This window comes from Bacteroides finegoldii DSM 17565 (assembly GCF_000156195.1).
Lineage (GTDB): Bacteria > Bacteroidota > Bacteroidia > Bacteroidales > Bacteroidaceae > Bacteroides > Bacteroides finegoldii.
In genome coordinates, this window is sequence record NZ_GG688333.1 from 1 (window position 1) to 22,460 (window position 22,460).

Here is a 22,460-nt window from a genome sequence, read left to right on the forward strand (position 1 = left end):
AGAGGAGTAAGAGATAGAGCTTTTTTCTTATATAGACTTGCTAAATTATATGCTTAAATATAGAATCCCTCAGATTGTTACGTTGACCCATAATTTGGGCGATCTAAAGTATATAAAAAAAGAGAATCCAATTTCTCGGATTCTCTTTAGAGAGCGGAAGACGGGGCTCAAACCCGCGACCCTCAGCTTGGAAGGCTAATGCTCTATCAACTGAGCTACTTCCGCAATTTTTGTGGGCAAAGATGGATTCGAACCACCGAAGGCGTAAGCCAGCAGATTTACAGTCTGCCCCATTTGGCCACTCTGGTATTTGCCCTTTATTTTGCTCTTGAGGAGGTTTGTTTCTCAATTGCGGTGCAAAGATACAACTATTTATTTAAACTCCAAACAAAATCAATCATTTTTATTGCAGTAATTGCACATTCGTCTCCTTTGTTACCCAGCTTACCACCGGCACGATCCTCTGCTTGCTCCATTGTATTGGTGGTAATTAATCCGTAAATTACTGGTATATCGCCAGTTGCGTTTAGCTCGGTAATTCCTTGAGTGGCTCCCATGCAAACATAATCAAAATGCGGAGTATCTCCTTTAATTACGCAACCGATTGCGATTATTGCATCAATATCACAATTTTCCATCATTTGATTAGCGCCAAAGGTAAGCTCGAAACTTCCGGGTACGGTTTTTACCAGAATATTTTCATTTTTGGCTCCATGTTTTTTTAATGTATCGACCGCTCCTTTCAGTAAAGCACCTGTAATATTGAAGTTCCATTCAGATACAACAATGCCGAATTTCATATTCTCTGCGTTCGGAACAGAGTTGAAATCGTATTCGGATAAATTATGGTAAGCTGTTGCCATAGTAAGTAGTAATTTGAATTTTGGGGATTGACTTTTAAACGTAAATAACGCAGATAATGCGGATTTGTTCATTTTGAAATTCGCGTTATCTGCGTTATCCGCGTCTAAAAAGTATAATATACTTAGTTATATATAGTAAGGTATTTAGAGCCTTATTATTTTTTCATCAATTTAGCTTGTTCGATGTATTTGTCGATGTCCATTGCTTGGTAAGACTGGAAATATTTATCCTTAATCTTAGTATAAGCGTTTACTGCATCGTCATATTTTCCTTGTTTTACCAGGATTTCTCCGGCTTGCAACAGGAAGATCGGGCTCAGTGTATTGTTGTCAGCTTTGTCTGCTGCCGACAGCAGAGTAGAAGCCGCTTTATCTAATTGTCCAAGTTGTGCATAGCAGTTGCCGGTAGCACCCAAGATTGCCGGAGCAACCATCTGGTCGCTTCCATCGAAGCTATCCAGCATCTTTACTGCATCTTCATATTTACCGAGTTGTGCGTAGCAGATACCTGCATATGCTTTTGCCAAGTTAGCGGCTTTTGTTCCACTGTAGTCATCCGCTACTTTCAGGAAACCGGCATAACCGATACTGTCACCGTTCAGAGCCTGCTCAAAAGCGTCCTGCTCAAAGTATTCCTGTCCTTTGAAAAGAGCAGCTTGTGCTTTTTCTTCACGAGGTTCAGCATAGAGGTTTTTGTACATGATAAAACCTGCTACAATAATAATCACAGCAACAACACCGCCGATGATTGCGTTTTTGTACTTGATAAGAAACGCTTCCGATTGTGTCAGTGCATCTTCTACATTCAGATGTTCATTCTGATTTTTTTGTTCTGCCATTTTTATATGATTCTTTTTGTTATTATTCACTGTTTGATATTTCGACTCGCAAAATTAGTTTTTTTATATCTACAAATGAAATTTAGAGCCATCTTTTTTTATTTTACCTCCGAAAACCACGAAAATCTTGCTACTTTTGTGAACAAATTAACGTGTAAACAATGATACTGAAACGAATATCCATATTGAATTATAAGAATCTGGAAGAGGTGGAGCTGGGATTCTCCGCTAAACTGAACTGTTTTTTCGGACAGAATGGAATGGGAAAGACCAACTTGTTGGATGCGGTGTACTTTTTATCTTTCTGTAAGAGCTCCGGTAATCCGATTGATTCTCAGAATATTCGTCATGAACAGGACTTCTTTGTTATTCAAGGTTTCTATGAGGCGGAGGATGGAACTCCCGAAGAGATTTATTGTGGAATGAAACGCCGTTCGAAGAAACAATTCAAAAGGAATAAGAAAGAATACAGCCGTTTTTCGGACCACATCGGTTTCCTGCCTTTGGTCATGGTGTCGCCTGCCGACTCAGAACTGATTGCCGGTGGAAGTGATGAACGCCGACGGTTTATGGATGTGGTGATTTCCCAGTATGATAAGGAATACCTGGATGCATTGATCCGTTATAATAAAGCATTGACGCAGCGCAACACTTTGCTGAAAAGCGAACTGCCGGTGGAAGAAGAACTCTTTCTGGTGTGGGAGGAGATGATGGCACAAGCCGGTGAGGTTGTATTCAAGAAGCGTGAGGTGTTTATCAAAGAGTTTATTCCTATATTCCAGTCTTTTTATTCATTCATTTCTCAAGATAAGGAACAGGTTGGACTGTCTTACGATTCCCATGCGCGGGAGGCTTCTTTGTTGGAAGTATTGAAGCAAAGCCGGGAACGGGATAAGATTATGGGCTTCTCTTTGCGGGGAATTCATAAGGATGAACTGAATATGCTTTTAGGGGAGTTCCCGATCAAGAAAGAAGGTTCGCAAGGACAGAATAAGACGTATCTGGTTGCTTTGAAACTGGCACAATTTGATTTTTTGAAACGTACCGGAAGGACTGTTCCTTTATTATTGCTGGATGATATCTTTGATAAGCTGGACGCTTCACGTGTGGAGCAGATAGTGAAGTTGGTTGCCGGAGATAATTTCGGGCAGATCTTTATTACGGATACGAATCGGGAACATCTGGATCGCATTTTGCATAAAGTGGGCAGTGACTATAAGATGTTTTTGGTTGAAAAAGGAATCATTCGCGAAATGGAGGCTGAACAATGAAACGTAATGACGCTGAACAGATAGGGAAACTGATACAGCAATTTCTTCGTCAGGAGAGTTTGGAGTCTCCGTTGAATGAACAAAGATTGTTGGATGCCTGGCCTGAAATCTTGGGACCTGCGGCAACTTATACCAGCAATCTTTATATCCGTAATCAGACTTTGTATGTGCATCTCACTTCTGCGGCTCTTCGGCAGGAGTTGATGATGGGGCGTGAAATGCTGATACGTGCGCTTAATACGAAAGTGGGGGCTACCGTTATTACAAATATTATTTTTCGTTGATGGTTATAATAATATCCATGCGGATGTCGAAAGATTCCGCAGGAACTTCTTCTACTAATTGGAACGGAAAACAGATACCTGCTTTGTAGGCTGATGGTATGCGTGGTAAAAGTCGATCGTAATATCCTTTTCCCCGTCCCAGACGGTTTCCTTTCAGGTCAAAAGCTACTCCGGGAACAGCGATAAAGTCTATGGTTGCATAGTCGGTAAATAATTCTCCCGTCGGTTCTTCTATGCCATAGCTTCCAGTTGCCATGTCTTCGGGACCGGTATATATCCGTAATTCTAAATCATCGTCTACCACTACCGGGAGTAGAATACGTTTCTTTTTGCTCCATTTTTGTACAAATGTATGTGTTTCTACTTCATCCTTCAATGAATAGTAAAGTAAAACGGTGCTTGCCGCCCTAAAAGCCGGATGGGCTTCGAGGGCGGCAAGTATTTGGGTTGATAGTGACTTCCGCAACACTGAATTATAATGTGTCTTCAGTGTTGCTATATGTTTACGCAGTTTCTTTTTTCTTTCCATCTTTATTGGTTGCTTCTTCCTCTTCCACAGCTATCGGTGCTTTGGGAAAAGCTTCTCCTTTTTCGAGTATTTCAATACCTTTGTTGACAGTGGAGTCACTCTTGTTAAAATACTGAAGATAAGCCTCCAACCCTAGCATATTGTAGATGATGTTGCCATAAATGTTTTTTTCTAACAGCTTATACGACTTTTGGATCAGGATATTTCTTCTTTTCACTCCCTTACTGTCAGCAAAGCGGACAAACTGTTCTACCAGTCCTTGACGGCGGAGATAATTCAACAGTTCTTCTTCCGTCTCGTACTCGCTGAGCTTTTTCCGGTTATTGTCGGTATATTGGAAAGTAAATTGGATAGTCAGTCCGCGACCGATAACCGTAGAAAGGTAAGAAGTGACTCCTGTAGTATCTTGCGGTACGAATATATCCGGCATGATACCGCCGCCGCCATATACGGTACGTCCCAGACTGGTGTTATAGCGTTCTTTTTCATTCTGCTTGATACTGTCGCGTGAGAAAAATTCTCCATGCTCATAACGGTTGTATAAATCCAGTTCGTAGTTCCGGTCTTTGCCACTTTCGTATGGGCGTTGGATACAACGTCCGGACGGAGTGTAATAGCGGGCAATCGTCAGACGGATAGCGGAACCGTCACTGAAGTCGATAGGTTGCTGTACAAGTCCCTTGCCGAACGAGCGTCGTCCGATAACTGTTCCCCGATCGTTGTCTTGGATAGCTCCGGTGAAGATCTCGCTGGCAGAAGCGGAACCTTCGTCAATGAGTACGACGAGTGGCATTTTCTGGCAACTGCCTGTGCCGTTAGCAAATTCTTCTGCACGGGGATATTTACGGCCTTGCGTATATACTATCAGTTTTCCTTCCGGCAAGAATTCGTTTACCATGCGGATAGCTGCTTCCATATATCCTCCGGTGTTACCACGCAGGTCGATAATCAGCCCCTTGCACTTTTTATGGTTCAATTGTGCCAATGCGTTGAGCAACTCTACATGAGTGGTACGTCCGAACTTGCTCACTTTTATGTAGCCGATGTCATCGTTCACCATATAAGCGGCGTCTACAGTATTTTGAGGAATATCTCCACGTGTGATATTGAAGTTCAACAGGTCTTTTTCTCCCATGCGTTTGATTCCTAATTTCACTTGAGAACCTTTCGGCCCTTTCAAGGTACGCATGGCCCGTTCGTTGGTTACTTTCTTGCCGACAAATAAACTGTCGTCCACAGTGACGATACGGTCGCCTGCCATCAGTCCCACTTTTTCAGAAGGACCTCCCTGAATGACTGCATTCACATGAATAGTGTCATTCTGTATGGTGAACTGAATACCGATTCCACTGAAACTGCCTTCCAACTCCGAATTGACTTCTTCGAGGTTCTGTGCCGGGATATAAGTTGAGTGCGGATCAAGTTCGGCAAGAATCTGCGGCATAGCTTTTTCTACGAGGTCGGTCATGTTTACAGTGTCTACATATTGGTCATCTACGATTCGCAACAGTGCGTTCAGCTTGTTGGAGGAACCATTGATGATACCTAAACGGTTACCGGCGAAATGTTTGGCATAAAATGTGCCGATAAGAATTCCGATTACCACGCTGATTGCTATAATGACAGGTGTAAAACGTGAAGAGCTTTTTGTACTCATGTCTATTCCTTTTTTAAAACGTTCGTCTTATTTATTCGTCTTATTATTTGTCCGAAGCAGGCTTTTCATCCGGTTCTGTATAGATGACTTCGATTCCTGCCCGCTTTAATAACTCTATTCCATCTTCCAGGCGATAATGTTCCGAGTAAACCACCCGTTTGATACCTGCCTGTATGATTAATTTGGCACATTCGATGCAGGGAGAAGCGGTGACATACATCGTTGCACCGTCACTGCTGTTGTTTGAACGTGCTATTTTGGTGATCGCATTTGCTTCCGCATGCAGAACGTATGGCTTTGTCACGTTGTTTTCATCTTCACATACATTCTCAAAACCGGAAGGCGTTCCGTTATATCCGTCGGAGATAATCATTTTATCCTTGACGATTAAAGCTCCTACTTTGCGGCGTTGGCAATAGGAGTTCTCCGCCCATATGCTAGCCATGCGTATATAACGTTTGTCAAGTTCTGATTGTTTCTTCTCTGTGTCCATATTGTGTGTCGGATTAGTTACTGATTAACAACGTAAAAGACCATTCGAAAGGTCTGCTGACTTCCGGTAGGCTTATACAAAAGGTATAAATTTTTGCTGTCCCCTTCGTAAGATGTCGCATTCTTGAGACCTTCCAGAAAATTTTTGGCAAGTTTATCGCCTCCGTCCTTTCCTTCCGTGATATTGGCTTTGAACTTATTGTCTTTGCCGTTTGCACTCCAGGTTCCGGCAAGGGGATACGAAGTGATAACGCTTCCTCTTATGTTTCCTTTAATCAGATCATCTTCAGTTGTACCCTCAAATATAACATTGTATGTGCCATTTTTTTTTAAGTTCATCCATACTTTTCTTCTTTTCCGCTTCATTTTCCCAAAAGCCGAACATCTCGTGCCCTCCATCAACAGTGATATAGTTTAGCTTCCAAGTCTTTCCTGTAAATATGGCGGCTACATCATCCGAATCATTACATCCTGAAAATAAAGGAAGTAATAATAATAGTCCTATTATTTGAAATATACTCTTCTTCATAGTTAATACTTATTTCTTTATTCCATTTCTGATTAGCAACGCGTCAATAGACGGTTCTTGTCCTCTGAAACGTTTGTAAAGTACCATCGGGTGCTCAGTTCCTCCTTTCGATAGAATGTTGTTACGGAACGAATCGGCAATTTCACAATTGAATATTCCTTTCTGCTTAAACAGGGAGAATGCATCTGCATCCAACACTTCCGCCCATTTATAACTGTAATATCCTGCGGCATAGCCACCGGCGAAGATATGAGAAAATTGTGTACTCATGCAAGCTTCTTCGATGACAGGCAATATCTGCGCCTTTTTCCAGGCTTCCTGCTCGTAGGCTTTCACATCCCCTTCAAAGGCTGTATTGCGGGTATACCATGCCATATCGAGCAGACCGAAACTTACCTGTCGCAAACAAGCGTATGCTACATTAAAATTTGAAGCGTCTACCAATCGTTTTATTAAATCATCCGGCAGAGCTTCACCTGTCCGATAATGGCGGGCAAATGTATTTAGGAAATCCTTTTCTATGGCAAAATTCTCCATGATTTGTGAAGGCAACTCCACGAAGTCCCAATATACATTGGTTCCGCTCAAACTCTTATAGGTAGAGTTGGCAAACATACCGTGCAGGCTATGCCCGAACTCATGAAGGAATGTCTCTACTTCATTGAAAGTCAGCAGGGAAGGCTTGTTTTCGGTCGGTTTGGTGAAATTCATTACAACGGATACGTGCGGACGACTGTTTTCACCGGTTTGCTTATCTATCCATTGATCTTTGTAGCTGGTCATCCAAGCTCCGGCACGTTTTCCTAGACGCGGATGGAAGTCAGTATACAGGACAGCCAGGAATTTCCCGTCTTTATCGAATACTTCAAATGCCTCTACATCTTTATGGTAAACAGGAATCTCCGTGTTTTTGCGGAAAGTTATTCCATATAACTTTTCTGCAAGTCCGAATACTCCTTTCTTTACTTGTTCGAGTTCGAAGTAGGGGCGAAGCATTTCTTCGTTGATATTGAATTTCTTATCTTTCAGCTTGTTGGAGTAATAACTCCAGTCCCACGGCATTAAGACAAAATCCTCTCCTTGCTCTTTACGTGCCAACTCCTGTACCTCTTTGTATTCCTGTTGTGCGGTAGGTGTGTATGCTTCCAACAGTTGGTTAAGCAGCTTGTATACAGACTCGCTGTTTTCGGCCATCCGTTTTACGAGCGTATATTCCGCATAATCCTTGTAACCTAGCAATTGCGCTATTTTCATGCGCGTATTTGCTATCTTTTTTACGATCTCGATATTGTTGAATTCGTTGTCATGCGTACATTTTGTATTGTACGCCATGTATAACCTCTGCCGTAAATCACGGTTGTCGGCATAGGTCATAAAAGGAACATAACTTGGCGCGTGAAGGGTAAATGCCCATCCTTCTTTATCTTCACTTTTCGCTGTTTCGGCAGCTGCTTCCACAATAATTTCGGGAAGTCCGGCAAGACTTTCTTTTTTCGTCAACAGCATTTGGTAGCGATTTGTTTCTTTTAAGTTGTTCTCGCTGAAAGTCAGTGTCAACTTACTTAACTCGGTGGTTAACCGACGGTATTCTTCACGTGCTTCTCCTTCTAGATTAGCGCCGTGACGAACGAAGCTGTTATAGGCATTTTCCAACAACTTACTTTCTTCCGGATTGAGCTGTAAGTTTTCTTTTTGGTTGTATACCTCTTTTACACGTGCAAAGAGTTTTTCGTTCAACGTGATATTGTTACTATGCTCGCTGAGTAGCGGCATTATTTTTTGCGCCAATGCCTGCAGGTCATCGTTGGTTTCCGCACTGAGCATATTGCCGAACATGGCGGTAACTCTGTCCAGTAACTCTCCGGATTGTTCGAAAGCTTCTATTGTATTTCGGAAGTCTGCTTTTTCCGGGTTCTGTATGATAGCATTTATCTCTGCATTTTGTTGCTTGATTCCTTCAAGAATAGCAGGTTCATAGTGCTCGGTTTTTATACGGTCAAAAGGCACGGTTTCGTGCGGTGTCAAGTACTGCCCGAAGAAAGGATTCTGGGCATTTATTATATTACTCATGCTGCAAATTAGTATCAATGTTATTAATAATCTTTCCATAAGAACACAAAACTACTAAAATTGTAGCTTACTATGCGGATAAAAGCTTGCTTTTTAACAATATATAAAATGAATACAAAAAAACCGCTACGGTTATCCGCAGCGGTTTCTTATATGTTAATCTTCTAATTAAGCGTTAACTGATGCCATGTGAGCGATCAAATCAAGAACTTTGTTAGAGTAACCGATTTCGTTGTCATACCAAGATACAACTTTAACGAATGTGTCAGTCAAAGCGATACCGGCTTTAGCATCGAAGATAGAAGTACGAGTGTCACCCAAGAAGTCAGAAGAAACAACTGCATCTTCAGTGTAACCCAGGATACCCTTCAATTCGCCTTCAGAAGCTTCTTTCATTGCAGCGCAGATTTCAGCGTAAGTAGCCGGTTTAGCCAAGTTAACTGTCAAGTCAACTACAGATACGTCCAAAGTCGGAACACGCATAGACATACCAGTCAATTTGCCGTTCAATGCAGGGATAACTTTACCTACAGCTTTAGCAGCACCAGTAGAAGAAGGGATGATGTTACCAGAAGCAGCACGACCACCTCTCCAGTCTTTCATAGAAGGACCGTCAACTGTTTTCTGAGTAGCAGTTGTAGAGTGAACTGTAGTCATCAAACCGTCAAGGATACCGAACTTGTCGTTCAATACTTTAGCGATAGGAGCCAAGCAGTTAGTAGTACAAGAAGCGTTAGATACGAATTGAGTACCTTTAACGTATGTTTTTTCGTTTACACCGCAAACGAACATCGGAGTGTCATCTTTAGAAGGAGCTGACATTACAACATATTTTGCACCAGCCTCGATATGAGCCTGAGCTTTGTCTTTGCTCAAGAACAAACCTGTAGATTCCACAACGTATTCAGCTTCTACTTCATTCCATTTCAAGTCAGCCGGATTTCTTTCAGCTGTGATACGGATAGCTTGACCGTTAACGATCAATTTGCTGTTTTCAACATCTGCTTCGATAGTACCGTCGAATTGACCGTGCATTGTGTCATACTTCAACATGTAAGCCAAGTAATCAACCGGGCAAAGGTCATTGATACCTACGATTTGAATATCGTTTCTCTTCATTGCAGCGCGGAAAACGAAACGTCCGATACGTCCGAATCCATTAATACCTACTTTAATCATTTTGTTTAAACTTTTAAGGGTTTTATAATATTTGTTCAAATATCTCTCGGTCTCCGCATTTGTTTTATTTTTCAAATGCGGTGCAAAATTACAAAAATGTTTTTATATTCGCATATTAAATTCACATTAAATATTGAAAAAAGATGGGAAAGAGTACATTTTTACAGGACTTTAAGGCGTTTGCAATGAAAGGAAACGTCATTGACATGGCTGTCGGTGTGGTTATTGGTGGGGCGTTCGGCAAGATCGTATCATCGCTGGTTGCTAATGTAATTATGCCTCCGATCGGCTTGCTGGTTGGCGGTGTGAATTTTACGGATTTGAAATGGGTAATGAAGGCGGCTGAGATTGGAGCCGACGGCAAAGAGATTGCGCCTGCGGTATCATTGGATTACGGTCAGTTCTTGCAGGCTACCTTTGACTTTCTGATTATTGCCTTTTCTATATTCTTATTTATACGCTTGATTACGAAACTGACGGCTAAGAAAAAAGAGGAAGCGCCTGCCGCACCTCCTGCTCCTCCTGCACCTACGAAAGAAGAGGTGCTGTTGACGGAAATTCGTGACTTACTGAAAGAGAAGAGAGATTAATTCCGATAAAATATAGGAGGAGATTCCGGGCGTTATCCTGTGAATCTCCTTTTATTTTTCTCCTTATTATTAATAATAGATTGCGTACTTTTTTCTACTTTTGCAAATCATTTATTTAAAATCCAACCATTTATATGCAGGAAAAAATAATAATTCTTGATTTCGGTTCACAAACAACACAGCTTATAGGTCGTCGTGTGCGCGAATTGGATACATATTGCGAAATCATTCCTTACAACAAATTTCCAAAAGATGATTCTACAATTAAAGGGGTAATCCTTTCGGGCAGTCCTTTTTCGGTTTACGATAAAGATGCGTTTAAAGTCGATTTGAGTGAGATTCGTGGTAAATATCCGATATTGGGTATCTGTTATGGTGCACAGTATCTGTCGTATACCAATGGTGGAAAAGTGGAACCGGCGGGTACACGTGAATATGGACGTGCTCATTTGGCTTCTTTCTGCAAAGATAATGTGCTGCTGAAAGGAGTGCGTGACGGCTCGCAAGTATGGATGAGCCACGGTGATACGATTACTGCTATTCCTGATAATTTCAAAAAGATCGCTTCGACGGATAAAGTAGAGATTGCGGCTTATCAGATAGAGGGTGAGCAGGTATGGGGCGTACAGTTCCATCCGGAGGTGTTTCATAGTGAAGACGGTACGCAGATATTGAGGAATTTTGTGGTGGATGTCTGTGGTTGCAAGCAAGACTGGTCACCGGCCTCTTTCATTGAAAGTACTGTAGCTGAATTAAAAGCCCAGTTGGGAGATGATAAGGTTGTGCTCGGTTTGAGCGGTGGTGTAGATTCTTCTGTTGCTGCCGTGTTGCTGAATAAGGCTATTGGCAAGAACCTGACTTGTATTTTCGTAGATCATGGTATGCTGCGTAAGAATGAGTTCAAGAATGTGATGAAAGATTACGAGTGTCTCGGACTGAACGTGATTGGTGTAGATGCCAGCGAAAAATTTTTCTCGGAACTGGCGGGCGTGACTGAGCCGGAAGGTAAACGTAAGATTATAGGTAAGGGTTTTATCGATGTATTCGATGTAGAGGCTCATAAGATAAAGGATGTAAAATGGCTAGCTCAGGGAACAATCTATCCGGACTGCATCGAGTCGTTATCTATTACAGGTACGGTGATTAAGAGCCATCATAATGTAGGTGGACTTCCTGAAAAGATGAATCTGAAATTGTGTGAGCCACTTCGTTTGTTGTTTAAGGATGAGGTTCGTCGGGTAGGTCGTGAGTTGGGTATGCCGGAACATCTGATTACCCGCCATCCGTTCCCGGGACCGGGGCTGGCAGTGCGTATTCTGGGTGATATTACCCGTGAGAAAGTACGTATCTTACAAGATGCGGATGATATTTTTATTCAAGGATTGCGTGATTGGGGACTGTACGATAAAGTATGGCAGGCGGGAGTTATTCTGTTGCCGGTGCAGTCTGTCGGTGTCATGGGTGACGAGCGTACGTATGAACGTGCTGTTGCATTGCGTGCTGTGACCTCAACCGATGCTATGACTGCCGATTGGGCACATTTGCCATATGAATTTATGGGTAAAGTATCAAATGATATTATTAATAAGGTAAAAGGCGTGAATCGCGTAACCTATGATATTAGTTCTAAGCCGCCAGCTACCATAGAGTGGGAGTGATAAATTATTCCTAGTTATATATCAAAACTCATCACGGGTTACACAGATTTTTGGTTAAAACGAACTTTTAATGTTAATCTGTGGAAATCTGTGTAATCTGTGGTGAAAAATTTAGCAGTAGTCGAATTGTTTCGTTTATTGCAGAGCCACTTCTAATCGTTCACTAACTTCACTGCGTCCGGGATTAGGATCTCTTTCCGGCGTAATTCAAGCACACCGTTGTCTTGCAGTTCATTAAGAGCTTTGGACGTATTCAGCCGGGTGTCATCCAGATAACGGGCAAGGTCGTCCATCTTTACCTTGAATATTTTTTCTCCCTGTGTTTTTTCGCAATGTAGCAGGAAGAAACGAATGATTTTATTTTTCAAGTCCTGAGCCGGTTCCTCCCATAAACGGGAATAAAGATTTTGTGCCCGGTTACTGACAATATTCATGTAGTTAAGCCGGAAAATATCATATTTGAACAGGTCGCTGAGCACAAAGGCTTTGCTGATACTTACAGTATGCGCTTCTGTATGTGCTATGTAAGAAGAGGTGTAATGGGTGCTCATTCCAAACAGTGATTGCGGCTCTATTAAATAAGGTGCTTCCATCTGTTCGATGACTGTGTATATATTTTTGGGGGAATTTGTGACGATTGAAACTTCTCCTTTCAATAGAAAACAAAGTTGTGTGCAAGCACTTCCATTTTCAATGATGGTCTCCCCTGCTTTATGTTTGATAAAGTGTAGCTTTACTTTTTCCAGAATACTGGTAAAATCTTCATTACAAAGACCTTGAAATAAAGGCAATTGGAGCAAAGTGTCGAACATTGTTTCCATACGTCGTAATTTCTTGTTAATCGTACAAATTTACTCATAATACGATACTGCTGTCAACATCTGACCTCTCTTTTTGTTTTTTTTATTGTTTGAATGCATAAAAATAGAGTATATTTGCAGAAAAAAAAGGAGGAAATTATGTTCACAGGCTTTAATTGGCAGCAGATGGTCAGTGCGTTTATCGTACTTTTTGCCGTAATAGATATTATCGGCTCTATACCTATTATTATTAACCTAAAAGAAAGAGGCAAAGATGTAAATGCGATGAAAGCTACTGTCATTTCTTTCGTCTTGTTGATCGGGTTCTTCTATGCGGGTGATATGATGTTGAAGCTTTTTCATGTGGATATTGAGTCATTTGCGGTTGCCGGTGCATTTGTTATTTTCCTCATGTCTTTGGAGATGATTCTGGATATTGAGATATTTAAGAATCAGGGGCCTATCAAAGAGGCTACTTTGGTTCCGCTTGTTTTTCCTCTGCTTGCGGGCGCCGGAGCTTTCACGACGTTGCTTTCTCTCCGTGCCGAATATGCAAGCGTTAATATTATTATAGCTTTGGTGCTGAACATGATCTGGGTATATTTCGTGGTGAGTATGACCGGACGTGTTGAGCGTTTCCTCGGCAAAGGTGGTATCTATATTATTCGTAAGTTCTTTGGTATCATTCTATTGGCTATTTCCGTCAGATTGTTCACCGCCAATATAACGTTATTGATTGAAGCGTTGCATCGGTCTTGATTAATAATCTAATCTTTACTTGTTTTCTACTTGTTATTTTTGTATATTTGCATTACTTGAACGTCTCCTGTCATAGTTGCAGATAGATGGGAATTTCTTGTTTGTCATGAAAAGACCTCTGTTATTAAGTTAACCTTATTGTATATAAGTAAAAAGAAAAAATCACGGAACAATGAAACAAAAACGATATTTGTTGATCAGCCTTCTCATTTTTTGCTTGTTTGTAACATTGCAATGGGGCTATGCAAATACTACTATATTGTCCAATTATCGTTATGGACTTACCTTCAAAGCACATACTGTTAATCAGGATCAAAGAACAAGTCTTGATCTGACTCCGGATAGAAGTCTGCATCTGGGTAATAAGTTCTCGCTTAGTTTTGACATTAAGTTGAGAGAGGAATTGCATACTTATGGATATGTGTTTAGAATAATCTCCGACGATACTTCTTCTTGCTTGGATTTTATATCTTATCAACTACGATCCAAATTCAATTTTATATTGAACAAAGGTAGTTCGATTGTTGAGAATGTGGATTTTATAGACAGTACTCAAATAGTAAAGGATGAGTGGATTAAGATAAGGCTTGATTTCACAGAACAGGGGATTAAGATTTCGGTGAATGAGGCTACTCAAATGATGCGTCATTCTTTTAAAGACTTTAACAGTCTAAGTTTCTTATTTGGAAGCAATAGGCATCCAAAGTATTATACGACCGATGTTCCTCCCGTTAGTTTGCGTAACATTGAATTGCATAATCAGGATGGTAGAATAATACGATGCTGGAAGCTGGCCTTGCATAACAGAAAAGGAGAAACAATGGATGAAGTAGAGGCTCAACGTGCAATTGTTCAAAATGGCATTTGGGAAATAGATAGACATTATAACTGGCAGAAAGAGAAATCCCTGAAATTTGATAGTAAGAAGTTTCAATGTCAAAATCTTCAATTAGCTTATGATAGTATAGGTGGTAGGATATTTATGGTACTAAAAGAGAAGGTATTGGTCTACCATGTCGATAATAAACAGGTAGATACTCTATCAGTTGAAAAAGGAGAACCTTATTTTGGAGTATCCCGACAGGTTATTTATTCTGCTGCTACTGACGAGTTGATTTCCTATTCTACTGAACATCCTCTTTTAAGCAAATATAATTTTGCCACGCATGAATGGTCGATTCCTTCTACGTGGGAAGTGGACTCCAGACAGCATCATAATCATATGATAGATCCGGAAACCAATCATTTGATCCTTTTTGGAGGATATGGACGCCATACTTATAATGCAGATTTTGTGGAAAAAGGTTTGAATGACGGAGATCAATGGCAAATTATTTCTTTGGATTCCTGTATCACTCCTCGGTATTTAAGTGCTATGGGCATTGAGGATAAAGACCACATTCTTATAATGGGCGGGTATGGAAGCCGTTCAGGAAAGCAGGAAGAGTCTCCACAGAATTACTATGATCTTTATCGGTTGAATATCCGGGATAAATCATGTTCTAAAGTGTGGTCTTTTTTTAATGAAGGCGAGCATTTTACGTTTAGTAATTCAATGATAATAGATACTGTCGCTGATAAGTTGTATGCTTTGGTTTATAATAATGATCGTTTCCATACCAATCTCAACTTGTGCAGTTTTGATATTTGTACCTCAAATCCACAATCCAAAATAGTAAGTGATTCTATCGAATATGATTTTCTGGATATTAAGTCTTATTGTGATTTATTTCTTTATCAAGACCAGATGTTGTATGCTTTTGTTGTTCAGGAGAAGATACCGGGTGAGTCAGTTTTAGATGTATATTCTTTAGTATATCCTCCTTTATCGTCAGATGAGATTTATATGGAAAAGAACAAAGATTGTCATTTTTCTACATGGGTTATCTATGGAAGCATTTTAATATGTCTGGTATTCTTCTTCGTTATTGTATATGTCTACAAGAAAAAGAAAAGTAAAACAACTGGAGTTTCGATGACTATTTCCAAAGTGGAATATGGAGAACAAGAGATTGCTAAGCCATCTAACAGAAAAATATCTGCAATTTTACTTCTTGGTGGTTTTCAGGTCTTTGATAAACAAGGGAATAATATAACGGGTGAATTTACGCCTACTCTAAAATTACTTTTTCTTTTCCTATTGCTAAACTCCATCAAAGGTGGAAAGGGAACAACTTCACAAAGATTGGAAGAGACTTTTTGGTTTGATATGAGTAAAACGAGTGCAGCCAACAACCGTAGGGTTAATATCCGTAAACTTCGGCTAATTCTTGAGACGGTCGGGGAAGTACAGATTGTCAATAAAAATGATTATTGGTATATTGATATGGGTAAAGATACTCTATGTGATTATCATCAGGTATGCCAGATCTTAAATGCTTTTGAATTCTATAATTCTTCTAATAAAGAAATGATTGTCAACTTTGTAGAGTTGGCATCTTTGGGGGTGTTGCTGCCTAATGTAAGTACGGAATGGGTGGATGAATATAAATCAGAGTATTCTCATAACGTTATAGAACTACTTCTTTCTATCAGTGTTCGTGAAGAGATTGTGAAAGACAACAAACTATTGCTGAAAATAGCGGATATTATACTGATGCATGACTGTACGGATGAAGATGCTATTCGTATAAAGTGCAGGGCGTTATTTCTGTCTGGACAAAAAGGACTTGCTAAACAATGTTTTGATAAGTATTGTGCTGATTATAACCGTTTATTGAATACTTCTCCCGAATTTACATACGATGATGTGATTTGTGAGAGCTGATAGGTGGAATTTATTTTTTGAATGAAATAAATTTTGCATTAAAAGTGCATTAATGATTTCCCGGAAGTGGCTTTATTGCTTTCGGGTTCTTTTATTTTCTTCATAAGAGGGCAAAATATTTCTATTTTTTTTCTCTTTGTTTATCAGGTACTTATATGGAATGTGATAAGAAAAATCATATTATTAATATGAAATTAATGTTGTGATAATGCCTCTCATATACTTTCGCAGTACCAATTAATCGCAAATCTATCGAGTTATGAAGTGTACTGATACCTCTTGAGTAGGTTCATGATTCATAGTGATCTATAATAGATGATTGATTGAACAATATATCAACTTAATTTATAATTTATGAAAGCACGCATTTGCAAAGAGAAGCACTGGAATGTGCATTTAAGGTTCTTTCTTGTGATGATGGGAGACTTACTGTTCTCAGTTTCTGTTCTTGCCCAAAGTAACCTGATAACGGGTAAAGTTATAGACAACGCCAGCGAACCGATTATTGGAGCCAGTATTCAATCTTCTGTGGTCGGGAAGGGAACTATCTCTAATATGAATGGAGATTTTTCCATTGAGGTTCCTGTCGGGACGGAATTAACTATTAGTTTTCTTGGTTACCGTACTCAAAAAATAAAAGTGTCTGATATGCGGTCTTTAGTTATCAAATTGCTGGAAGATACACAGGCGTTGGATGAAGTGGTAGTGGTAGGTTATGGAGTTCAGAAAAAAGAGAGTTTGACGGGTGCTATTTCTAATATTAAAAATGATGAGATTATTAAAACGAAAGCTACCAGTCTGGCACAATCACTTGAAGGGAAAGTCTCGGGATTGAAGATACGGCAGAATGACGGTGAACCGGGACAATTTCGTTCCGATATCAATATCCGTGGTTTGGGTACTCCGCTTTTCATTATTGATGGGATTGTCAGAGATGGGGCTAATGAGTTTCAGCGTCTTAATCCGGATGATATAGAAAGCATTTCTTTCCTGAAAGATGGTACTGCAGCTATTTATGGTATGAATTCGGCTAATGGAGCCATTGTTGTAACAACAAAAAAAGGATATAAAGGAAAAGCGAAAATATCCTTGTCGGCTAATTGGGGATGGTCTAAACCGACTAATATTCCTAGGATGGCAAACGCAGCTCAATATATGGAGCTTAGAAATGATGCTGCAATATTAGGAGAAGGTAATCCATTGGTTACAAAAGAAGAACTGGAATTATGGAAGACGGGTGCTTCTGGATATGCCAGTACTGATTTATACGATCATGTGATTAAGAATAGTTCTATTCAGCAGCAATATACTTTGTCCTTGCAAGGAGGTTCGGATATTGTCTCATACTTTGGTAGTTTTAGCTATGCATCTGATGAAGGGTTGTTGAAATCCGGTGATTTGAGATATGAGAAATTTACTTTTCGTTCGAATACTGATATAAAAATAGCTAAAGGATTGACCGCAGGAGTTAATTTGGCAGGTAGATATGATAAGACCAGCCAGCCATGGAACTCTTTCTATGAGATCTTCAAGCAGACCCGTGTGAATGTGCCGACTGTGCCTGCGTATGCCAATAACAATCCGGACTATTTGGCAACTCAAAGTATGGGAATTAATCCCATTGCTTTGGCGGATGCGGATATGACAGGTTATCATTATTATTATAATAAAAACTTTCAATCGACATTCACTTTAAAATATGAAGTACCGTTTGTGCAGGGATTATCTATACAAGGGCAATTAGGCTATGATTATAATCACAATAAACATAAAGGATTGAGAAAGAAGTTTTCTACTTATACATACGCTATCGAAACGGATGAATATATAGAGAATGAATACAATAATCCTTCTATGATACAAGTGAATAATAACGAAGCGAGCAGGCTTGACATGCAAGCACAAATCAGTTACAATAGGTTGTTTAATGATACACATAATGTAAGTGCTACATTGGTTTATGAAAGGAGACAGGAAAAAAGCGATTGGTCGAATATAGAACGTAAGTTTGATTTATTGACTTATGATGAAGTAGATTATGCCGGATTGAAAGATGCTGTTTCAGGGGGGATGTCCAACGAACAGGCTTTTATCTCGTATGTCGGTCGGTTTAACTATGATTACAAAGGAAGGTATTTATTAGAATTAGGATTCAGAAATGATGGTTCTTACCGCTATGCTCCTGGTAGCAGATGGGCTTTTTTCCCTATGGGGTCTATTGGTTGGCGTTTGTCGGAAGAGAAGTTTTTGAAGGAAAAGTTGGGCTTTCTTGATAATCTGAAGATCAGGGCTTCATACGGGGAGTCCGGACAGGATGCAGGTGATCCGTTCCAATATGTGTCGGGTTATAATCTTAATGTTGGTATTTATGAATTTAATGACGGAACTACTACTTCGGGCATTTCTGCTCCCTCTATTACGAATACGAATTTAACTTGGTATAAAGCTAAGTTACTTGATATAGGATTCGATCTTTCTATATTCAAAGGATTATTCTCTTTGGAGTTCGACTTATACCAAAGAAAAAGAAGCGGATTGTTAGCTACAAGAGTGGTGGCATTACCTAATACATTTGGTTCGCAACTGCCACAGGAAAATTTGAATAGTGATTTGACGAGGGGTATTGACATAACGCTCGGGCATACTAATAAGATCAGAAATTTTTCTTATAGCGTCAAAGCGAATATGAACTTAGCCCGCACCCGGATGGAGCATGTAGAAAGAGGACCTTTCACCAGTAGCATGGATCGTTGGAGAAATCAGTCTTCCGGACGTTGGAATGATTTCACATGGGGGTATCAAACTAATGGGCAATTCCAAACTACAGAGGAAATAAAATATGCTCCTGTTCAGGATGGAGAGTTGGGAAATAGCAAGGAACTGCCGGGGGATTACCGTTATGTAGATGCTAATGGTGACGGTATTATCGATGATAATGATAGAATGCCTCTCTTTTGGTCAGGTACTCCACTGATTCATTATGGCTTTAATTTGGAGGCTTCTTGGAAAAATTTCGATATCTACGCTTTGCTTCAGGGAGCGGGAATGTATACTGTCCAGTTTTCAGAGGTTTATGCCGAGGTACTGTGGTCAAAAGGAGCGAATACTCCAGCCTATTTCTATGACAGATGGCGCAAAGAAGACCCTTACAATCCGAATAGTAAATGGGTTGCCGGGAAATGGCCTGCTACCCGTTTAATACAGGATACTGGAGCTATGTATAAAGAGAGTAATATCTGGCGTCGTGATGCTTCTTATTTAAGACTCAAAACTTTGGAACTGGGTTATACATTGCCAGACTGTATTTTGAGAAAGAGCGGTATTAGTAATATACGATTCTATATTAATGGCTATAATCTTTTAACCTTCTGTGATTCTTTTGTGAAAGCGTTTGATCCGGAAAAGGTGGAAGGCTCTTATAGTGCTGGAATGAATTATCCTCTGACTAAAAGTTTTAATATTGGTTTTACTGCTAATTTCTGATAGATTATGAAATATAAGATTATATTATTGCTGAATATGGCTCTTCTTTTTGCAGGATGTACGGATATTCTGGATATAGAGCCTAATAATAAGGTGGTTGCAGACAAAGTCCTGACTACTGAAGAGGGGATTGCGATGCACATGGCAAATCTTTACGGCCGTCTTCCTATCGAGGACTTCTCTTATGCGATTGATAAGGGCTTTAATTTGGGAATTGGGAATACTGACCCGAATAATGGTGGACGGGCTGCTGCTATGTACTGTGACGAAGCTATGCATTCTGAATTCGACGAATGGGGAAGTGAAGGATTTAATTTTTGGGAAAGATATACGGATGATAAAGGTTTGTATAATGCTTCTGTTGGTATTTACACATTGATAAGGGATATTAATAACCTGTTGGAAACGATTCCTACGTTGAATACTTCCAATGATAAAAAAATATTATTGGAGGGTGAAGCAGCTTTTCTACGTGCATATACATATTTTGCTTTGGCAAAGCGGTATGGTGGAGTTTCGATTATCAAGAAAGTTCAGGTGTATAATGGAGATGTAGAAGAATTGAAAGTGCCCCGCAGCACAGAAAAGGATACATGGGATTTTATCTTGAGCGATTGTGATGACGCTATCCGGAAACTAAGTGAGTCTTCAGAAGATACTCGTCGTGCTAATAAATGGATTGCATTGGCACTGAAGTCTCGGGCAGCTTTATATGCAGCTTCGATTGCCAAATATACTCATGAGCCTTATGTGGGTCTGTCGGGGCCGGCTGTAGAACAGAAACTTGTGGGTATTGATGCTTCGGAAGCAGATCGTTATTATGAAATTTGTATGCAGTCGTCTGATGAAATAATGAAGAGTGGGTTGTATGGTTTATATGGTGCAGAACCTCAAAGCAGAGACGAAGCTATCGTAAATTATAAAAAACTGTTTGAGGATCCAAGCAGTGTATTGAATGGAACGAAGGAACCTATTTTTATTAAAGGATATACATCTGGTACCCAACTTGCACACAATTATGATATTTGGTATCGTCCTAATCAGGTAGCAAACGGCTGGCCGCATCCGGGACGTATGAATCCTTCGTTAGATCTGGCCGATATTTATGAAGATTATACGGATGACGGGCAAGGATTAAGTAAGCCTATCCGTACTCGTGTGGATAATAATGAAATTTTTTCTGGTTTTGACAGAAATGCTAACTATTATTCTTATCCAATGGATGCTCCTTATGAAATATTCAATGATAAGGATATTCGTATGTGGGCTACTATGATTCTTCCGGGTACGCAATGGAAGGGACAGAAAATCATTATTCAGGGAGGATTTATTCGTCCCGATGGAAGTTATGTGTTCAGAACAGATGCCAGTACTCAGGGGAAAGATGGAAAGACCTACTATTCGTTTGGTGCGCAGGATCAGAAAATGTATTCGGGATTTAGTTCTGTTGGTGGTAACTACACCCGTTCTGGTTTTCTTCTTCGCAAATTCTTGCAGGAAAGTAAAGACGTGACTTCTGAGTGGAATAAGGGATTTACAGATTGGATCGAATTTCGTTATGCTGAGATTCTGATGAATTATGCGGAAGCATCCATAGAACATTCGTCTGCAACGGGTGAACAGCTGAAAAAAGGGAAAAAAGCGCTTAATGCTGTTAGAAAGCGAGCTGCACACAAAGACGAAATTCCATTAACAATAGAGAATGTACGTAAAGAGCGTTTTGTTGAATTTGCTTTTGAGAATAGACGCAGATGGGATCTGATTCGTTGGAGGATATTTCATAAGGAATATGAGAACCGAATAAAGAAATCCTTGGTTCCGTTCCTCGATTTAAGAGGAGAAACTCCTAAATACATCTTTGTACGCATGGATGCTCCTGGAGTGAACAAACATTCGTTTGATTATTCCTGGTACTATCAGGATATTCCTGGTACCGGTAGTAACGGACTTGTTCAGAATCCTTGATATATCAAAACTTTACTTTAAAGACAGAAAATATGAAAGCAACTTTTTATTTATTGAAAATAATATTCTTTTCCATATGTTTTGTAGCATGTGAAAAGGACAATCTGGATATAGCCCCAAATGCTACATTCGGTGGGGAAATCCGGGATATGGAGACAGGTGAGTTGGTGGAGCAAGAGATAATCAGAGGTTCGCAGATTTATTTTATTGAACTCGGATGGGACAATCCTCCTGTTCAGGCAATGGCTGTTAAAAATGACGGAACATTCCAAAATAATCTCATGTTTGCGGGCGATTACAAAATAATTCTGAATAAGGGGAATTATATTCCTCAAGATACGATTGATTTTAGAATTAATAAAGGAAAGAATTATAAGGTGTTTGAGGTTCTGCCTTACATACGTATCGTGAATCCTGATATTAGATATAAAGGTAATAAAGTAGTAGCAAAATTCAGTTTACAGCAATATACGGTAGATCCGGTAAAAACAATCGCTCTATTTGCACATACAGAGTCCCATGTAAGTAGTAATATCCAGACAGCTAAAGTGAGTAGTGAAATAAATACTGCTGTATCACCTTTGACGGAGTACGAATTGAGCATGGATTTGAGCCAGACTACTGGAATTGAACGGGAACATAGTTATTTTTTCAGAATCGGAGCATTGAGCAGTACGTCGGAAGCTAAATATAATTATTCTCCTGCAGTAGAAATCGACTTATAA

General features: G+C 39.9%; 17 protein-coding genes, 2 tRNA genes and 1 pseudogene. 9 read left to right on the top strand and 11 right to left on the bottom strand.

What is annotated here, in order from left to right:
• Positions 1–152 precede the first annotated feature (152 nt).
• The 4 genes from BACFIN_RS02915 to BACFIN_RS02900 all read right to left on the bottom strand — a co-directional run bounded on the left by BACFIN_RS02915 (position 153) and on the right by BACFIN_RS02900 (position 1,702).
• Positions 153–225: transfer RNA gene (locus BACFIN_RS02915), tRNA-Gly, on the bottom strand.
• Between the two features lie 8 nt (positions 226–233).
• A tRNA-Tyr gene (locus tag BACFIN_RS02910) sits at positions 234–316 on the bottom strand.
• A 52-nt stretch (positions 317–368) separates the two neighbouring features.
• Positions 369–863: a 6,7-dimethyl-8-ribityllumazine synthase gene (gene ribH / locus BACFIN_RS02905; protein WP_022275424.1), complete on the bottom strand. Its 495-nt coding sequence runs from the start codon at positions 861–863 to the stop codon at positions 369–371.
• A 155-nt stretch (positions 864–1,018) separates the two neighbouring features.
• Complete coding sequence (locus BACFIN_RS02900; RefSeq protein ID WP_032839908.1) at positions 1,019–1,702, bottom strand: tetratricopeptide repeat protein; 684 nt, start codon at positions 1,700–1,702, stop codon at positions 1,019–1,021.
• Positions 1,703–1,863: 161 nt separating this feature from the next.
• Between BACFIN_RS02900 and recF the strand changes: the two genes are divergently transcribed.
• Together recF and BACFIN_RS02890 are read left to right on the top strand one after the other, a co-directional pair.
• Positions 1,864–2,973, top strand: a complete 1,110-nt coding sequence (gene recF, locus BACFIN_RS02895) for a DNA replication/repair protein RecF (protein ID WP_007757230.1) — start codon at positions 1,864–1,866, stop codon at positions 2,971–2,973.
• Positions 2,970–3,257 (top strand): DUF721 domain-containing protein, encoded by a 288-nt coding sequence (locus BACFIN_RS02890; RefSeq protein ID WP_007757231.1) that lies wholly within the window; start codon positions 2,970–2,972, stop codon positions 3,255–3,257. The genes recF and BACFIN_RS02890 overlap by 4 nt, the downstream gene beginning before the upstream one ends.
• Here the strand turns inward: BACFIN_RS02890 and BACFIN_RS02885 are convergent.
• The 6 genes and pseudogenes from BACFIN_RS02885 to gap form a co-directional block, all read right to left on the bottom strand.
• Positions 3,244–3,723: a 5-formyltetrahydrofolate cyclo-ligase gene (locus BACFIN_RS02885; RefSeq protein ID WP_050761312.1), complete on the bottom strand. Its 480-nt coding sequence runs from the start codon at positions 3,721–3,723 to the stop codon at positions 3,244–3,246. The two genes, BACFIN_RS02890 and BACFIN_RS02885, sit on opposite strands and share 14 nt — an antisense overlap.
• A gap of 37 nt (positions 3,724–3,760) precedes the next feature.
• Positions 3,761–5,443, bottom strand: a complete 1,683-nt coding sequence (locus BACFIN_RS02880; protein ID WP_007757236.1) for a S41 family peptidase — start codon at positions 5,441–5,443, stop codon at positions 3,761–3,763.
• Between the two features lie 43 nt (positions 5,444–5,486).
• Positions 5,487–5,936: a dCMP deaminase family protein gene (locus BACFIN_RS02875; protein ID WP_007757240.1), complete on the bottom strand. Its 450-nt coding sequence runs from the start codon at positions 5,934–5,936 to the stop codon at positions 5,487–5,489.
• 17 nt (positions 5,937–5,953) lie between these two features.
• A pseudogene (locus BACFIN_RS23910) lies at positions 5,954–6,464 on the bottom strand (DUF4847 family protein).
• 9 nt (positions 6,465–6,473) lie between these two features.
• Complete coding sequence (locus BACFIN_RS02870) at positions 6,474–8,534, bottom strand: M3 family metallopeptidase (protein ID WP_007757246.1); 2,061 nt, start codon at positions 8,532–8,534, stop codon at positions 6,474–6,476.
• A 168-nt stretch (positions 8,535–8,702) separates the two neighbouring features.
• Positions 8,703–9,713 carry a type I glyceraldehyde-3-phosphate dehydrogenase gene (gap, locus tag BACFIN_RS02865; RefSeq protein WP_007765077.1) on the bottom strand — a complete coding sequence of 337 codons (1,011 nt, stop codon included), beginning with the start codon at positions 9,711–9,713 and terminating at the stop codon, positions 8,703–8,705.
• Positions 9,714–9,856: 143 nt separating this feature from the next.
• Here gap and mscL point away from each other — a divergent pair, with 143 nt between their 5' ends.
• The gene (gene mscL / locus BACFIN_RS02860; protein ID WP_007757250.1) at positions 9,857–10,303 is read left to right on the top strand and encodes a large-conductance mechanosensitive channel protein MscL; all 447 of its coding nucleotides are present in this window, start codon (positions 9,857–9,859) and stop codon (positions 10,301–10,303) included.
• A gap of 134 nt (positions 10,304–10,437) precedes the next feature.
• Positions 10,438–11,961, top strand: coding sequence for a glutamine-hydrolyzing GMP synthase (guaA, locus tag BACFIN_RS02855; RefSeq protein WP_007757252.1), 1,524 nt, complete (start codon positions 10,438–10,440; stop codon positions 11,959–11,961).
• Between the two features lie 152 nt (positions 11,962–12,113).
• Here guaA and BACFIN_RS02850 read toward each other — a convergent pair whose 3' ends face one another.
• A complete protein-coding gene (locus BACFIN_RS02850; RefSeq protein ID WP_007757254.1) occupies positions 12,114–12,782 on the bottom strand; it encodes a Crp/Fnr family transcriptional regulator in 669 nt (222 codons plus the stop codon).
• 138 nt (positions 12,783–12,920) lie between these two features.
• Here BACFIN_RS02850 and BACFIN_RS02845 point away from each other — a divergent pair, with 138 nt between their 5' ends.
• The 5 genes from BACFIN_RS02845 (at position 12,921) to BACFIN_RS02825 (ending at position 22,460) form a co-directional block, all read left to right on the top strand.
• Positions 12,921–13,520 (top strand): MarC family protein, encoded by a 600-nt coding sequence (locus BACFIN_RS02845; protein WP_007765080.1) that lies wholly within the window; start codon positions 12,921–12,923, stop codon positions 13,518–13,520.
• A 172-nt stretch (positions 13,521–13,692) separates the two neighbouring features.
• Positions 13,693–16,287: a hypothetical protein gene (locus BACFIN_RS02840; RefSeq protein WP_007757258.1), complete on the top strand. Its 2,595-nt coding sequence runs from the start codon at positions 13,693–13,695 to the stop codon at positions 16,285–16,287.
• A gap of 354 nt (positions 16,288–16,641) precedes the next feature.
• Positions 16,642–19,770, top strand: coding sequence for a SusC/RagA family TonB-linked outer membrane protein (locus BACFIN_RS02835; RefSeq protein ID WP_007757259.1), 3,129 nt, complete (start codon positions 16,642–16,644; stop codon positions 19,768–19,770).
• Between the two features lie 6 nt (positions 19,771–19,776).
• Positions 19,777–21,735: a RagB/SusD family nutrient uptake outer membrane protein gene (locus BACFIN_RS02830; RefSeq protein ID WP_007757260.1), complete on the top strand. Its 1,959-nt coding sequence runs from the start codon at positions 19,777–19,779 to the stop codon at positions 21,733–21,735.
• A 32-nt stretch (positions 21,736–21,767) separates the two neighbouring features.
• Entirely contained in the window at positions 21,768–22,460 is a 693-nt protein-coding gene (locus BACFIN_RS02825; protein WP_032839915.1) for a DUF3823 domain-containing protein, read from the top strand.